Annotated in this window: 4 protein-coding genes and 1 pseudogene; all 5 read right to left on the reverse strand. The window is 35.7% G+C overall.

The features are described from left to right. Window positions 1-221, reverse strand: a pseudogene (locus tag V7D82_RS13515) (hypothetical protein); the annotation flags it as partial. A gap of 2 nt (window positions 222-223) precedes the next feature. Beyond that, the gene (locus V7D82_RS13520) at window positions 224-1951 is read right to left on the reverse strand and encodes a PspC domain-containing protein (RefSeq protein WP_333601481.1); all 1728 of its coding nucleotides are present in this window, start codon (window positions 1949-1951) and stop codon (window positions 224-226) included. A 5-nt stretch (window positions 1952-1956) separates the two neighbouring features. Further along, window positions 1957-2286 (reverse strand): PadR family transcriptional regulator, encoded by a 330-nt coding sequence (locus V7D82_RS13525; protein WP_264521636.1) that lies wholly within the window; start codon window positions 2284-2286, stop codon window positions 1957-1959. Between the two features lie 95 nt (window positions 2287-2381). Then, window positions 2382-2747, reverse strand: a complete 366-nt coding sequence (locus tag V7D82_RS13530) for a hypothetical protein (RefSeq protein WP_333601482.1) — start codon at window positions 2745-2747, stop codon at window positions 2382-2384. A 49-nt stretch (window positions 2748-2796) separates the two neighbouring features. Then, complete coding sequence (locus tag V7D82_RS13535; protein WP_333601483.1) at window positions 2797-3252, reverse strand: DUF4870 domain-containing protein; 456 nt, start codon at window positions 3250-3252, stop codon at window positions 2797-2799. Window positions 3253-3483 lie beyond the last annotated feature (231 nt).

Below are 3483 nucleotides of genomic sequence, written 5' to 3' on the forward strand. Positions count from 1 at the left end.
ACTTCTACCCAATAGCTGTCTCCTTGTTCGAGAGTGACATTCAATCCGCGGTTTACTACAATTTTTGAAAAATTATTGTCAACGTTGCGCGTTTGTTTGGTTACATTTCCGCTACCGTCAATACCGTTGCCTAAATCTATTCGGGTATGGCAAGAGGCGAATAAGGCTACCAGCATAGTAACAGCGATACATTTGGTACAAAGTACAATGAACTTTCCCATGGTTAATTGGTTTTAATGATTACTCCGTGTTGGTCAATGGTTAATTTAGTCGATTTAGATGAAGACTGCGCTGGTTCCGCTACTGGGGCTTCCGTTGCCGGTGGTGCTGGTGGAGCCGGAATAGCTTCAATTGCAGCACCATCTATATCATTGTATTCATTTTCGTCAGCCGGGCAGTCTAAACATTTTACCTGATTGGTATCTACTTTATAAGTATAGTTGTCTGAGCTATAGTGTAAATTAAAATATTGATTATCCGATTCGTCAAAGGATTGTACGCTTTTATCCACTTTGAACAGCGTTCCTTTTGGCAAATACAAATACAATTCTACGTGTTGGTCTCTGTATTTGCTCGCGATTTCCGTTAGCAAATAATTGTCTAAGAGCAATTGGTTCCCCACTATTTTATAGCCATATTTGATTTTTTCGGCACGGCTGTTGGCTTCGGTATAGGATTTTCCTTTGGCCAGTTTTTCAATTTGTAAATAAGGTTGAGTTTTGTCAGTACCTTTTATTTCAAAACGAACGTTATTAGAATAAATCACTTCGTGTTTGGCAGAGTCCTGAGTGAAAACAAAATCCTGATGCTCATCCATGTTTTTCGAAAAGAAATCGTTGTTTACGAATTTAATATGAAGCGTATCGGTTGGATTCACGGCTAAGGTTTCTTTTTTGACTGTTTTTCCGTCAAAAGCCAGTTGTGTAGCTTCGTTTATTCCTAAAGAGATTAAGATTCCCACTGCGATAATCCAAACGGCCAGGAAGCTATATTTTGCTACATTTCCGATCGATTTTAAATTGGTTACCAATAATTTCAAACCTAAAATAAGTAAGAAGAACAATGGAATGCCAAAGGCTAACAGGAATAAAATTCCTTGAATCCAAAGTGGTGTTTCCAAACCAATTGGCGTGTTAATGTGGTTTAAGATAGTATTGGCGGGCAAAGAGGATGAAAACATCATTACGATGGAAGCGATTAAGATTCCAAGCAAGGCGAATGAGGAAAAGATTAAGATGAAAGCGCCTAATACTTTGGCGAAAGCCCCAAATACTTTAATTATAACATCTCCAATTCCGCTGCCAATTTTTTCGGCACCGTTTTTTACCTGGTTGCCCATTTTGTCGTAATCGGCATTTTTGAATTTGTTGGTTACGCTGTCAAACTCTTCTCTGACTTTCTTTTCGATATTCGAAATGGTTACCGGTTCTCCGGTCATTTCCAATTTTTCAGAAGTAGTGATGGCTTTTGGTGTGGCTATCCAGAAAATGAAATAGGCAATTAATCCGGAACCTCCGACGAAAGTAAAAAATAAGAAGGCAATTTTAATCCAAACGGCATCAATGCCTAAGTAGTGGCTTAACCCTGTGGCTACTCCGGCAATAGTTCCTCTGTCTTTATCTCGGTACAGTTTTTTAGATCTTGTATAAGGATAAAATGGTTCCGGAGCTTTGTCGTCGTTGTCGTCGTCAATTCGGTAATCTTCCGGTTGTCCCATCACTACAATTACTTCATCCACATCTTTGTTATTGATGACGTGTTTGTCGCTTTTTTGTTTTTCAGTCAGCAATTCGGCCACACGCATTTCGATGTCTTTCATGATTTCGTCTTTCCCTGATGAATTGGAAAGCGAACGTTTTATAGCTTCGAAATAGCGAGTTAATTTTTGGTATGCATCTTCATCTATGTGAAAGAATAAACCACCTATATTAATATTTACTGTTTTGTTCATGATTATTATTTATTAGTTGTGATGATGTTTACAGCGTCAGACAGTTCAGTCCAGGTGCCGTTCAATTCAGTTAAAAATGTTTTTCCCAATTCGGTCAAACCATAATATTTTCGTGGTGGTCCCGAGGTTGATTCTTCCCAACGATAATTGAGTAATCCGTCGTTTTTAAGTCTTGTCAGCAGTGGGTAAACGGTTCCCTCAACTACAAGCAATTTGGCGTTTTTTAAAGTGTCTAATATTTCAGAGGTGTAGGCATCTTTCTCTTTTAGGACAGACAAGATACAAAATTCTAAAACACCTTTACGCATCTGGGCTTTTGTGTTTTCAATATTCATAATGCATGATTTAATTTTTTTTGATTACTAATTCGTTTCTTGATTGATGATTGAAACTAATGATGGCTTCGGTTGATGATTATGATTGATGATTTTTAATTTTCGGACAGACTGACAATCAAATTGGATTGTTTCTCTCCTTTTAGCAATACTGTGTATTTTTCGTTTTCCTCCATGGTAAATGCCAGTTTGTTTTCGCCCTGTTTGTGGTATTTTTTCGAAAGCACCACTTTGTTTTGTTTGTCGGTTACCAAAACATTAACCTCGTCTTCTAACTTTAAGTTGAATTTTAAATTAACATCTACGGCTTCATTAGCTACAATTTCGAATTGATGATTTTCTGGTTGTGCCAAAGTTGTTTGTGTTGACAAATTTTTGATTTCAAGGGCATTTTTGTCTTGTGCCAAAAGCTTGGTTGTCATGGCAACCAGCATTGCTGTGATTAAGATTAATTGTTTCATTTTGATTTGATTTTTAATGATTGATGATTATTTTTTTGTTTTTTATTGATTATTTAAAAAACGGTATGCTCAATGGGTATTTATAGTTTTCGCCGTTGGATGATTTGACCGCGGCATGGATGATTAAAACGAATTCCATAACTTTCATAAAGGCAAATACTAAAACGGTTACTATGCCGAGGATGGTTAAGCCACTCATGTTCCCGTGACATAAATTGTGAATTAAAAATTCGTCTTGGTGAAAGTTAAAGTGAAAAGGGATGTTTTTAAAAATGGCATATAAAAAAATCGGGATGGCAATGGCACATAATATAATGCTGTAAATGAAGATACTCAATTGAAAATTCAGCACTTGTTTTCCGTTTTGATCTACAAATTCCGATTCGTTTTTCTTAGAACTCCAAATGATAATTGGGAAAATATAATTCCCAAACGGAATGATGTACTGTGTTAAAGCACTAAGATGTAGAAAAGTAGCTGTATTTTTTTCGTTGGTTGATGTCATGATTTGATTTTTTGATGGATGATTAAAACTCTTTTTTAACAATACTATAGATAGACCATTAATTTCTTATACAAAGATACAATTAAAAAAAGGTATTATGCAATGCAAAGTACTTAAAATTAACAAAATATTAACATTTAAAAAAACGTATTAAACCCACGTCTTTTTTGTACTTTTACAGTAAAATCAAGTACTTATGGAATTTTCGCCTTCAAAATTGAATACTTTCTT

Source organism: Flavobacterium sp. (assembly GCF_036741995.1).
Lineage (GTDB): Bacteria > Bacteroidota > Bacteroidia > Flavobacteriales > Flavobacteriaceae > Flavobacterium.

Bases quoted from the DNA above. Each gene is read 5' to 3' on its own strand.
- V7D82_RS13530 (WP_333601482.1), bottom strand. From the start codon at position 2,747: ATGAAACAATTAATCTTAATCACAGCAATGCTGGTTGCCATGACAACC.
- V7D82_RS13535 (WP_333601483.1), bottom strand. From the start codon at position 3,252: ATGACATCAACCAACGAAAAAAATACAGCTACTTTTCTACATCTTAGT.
- V7D82_RS13525 (WP_264521636.1), bottom strand. From the start codon at position 2,286: ATGAATATTGAAAACACAAAAGCCCAGATGCGTAAAGGTGTTTTAGAA.
- V7D82_RS13520 (WP_333601481.1), bottom strand. From the start codon at position 1,951: ATGAACAAAACAGTAAATATTAATATAGGTGGTTTATTCTTTCACATA.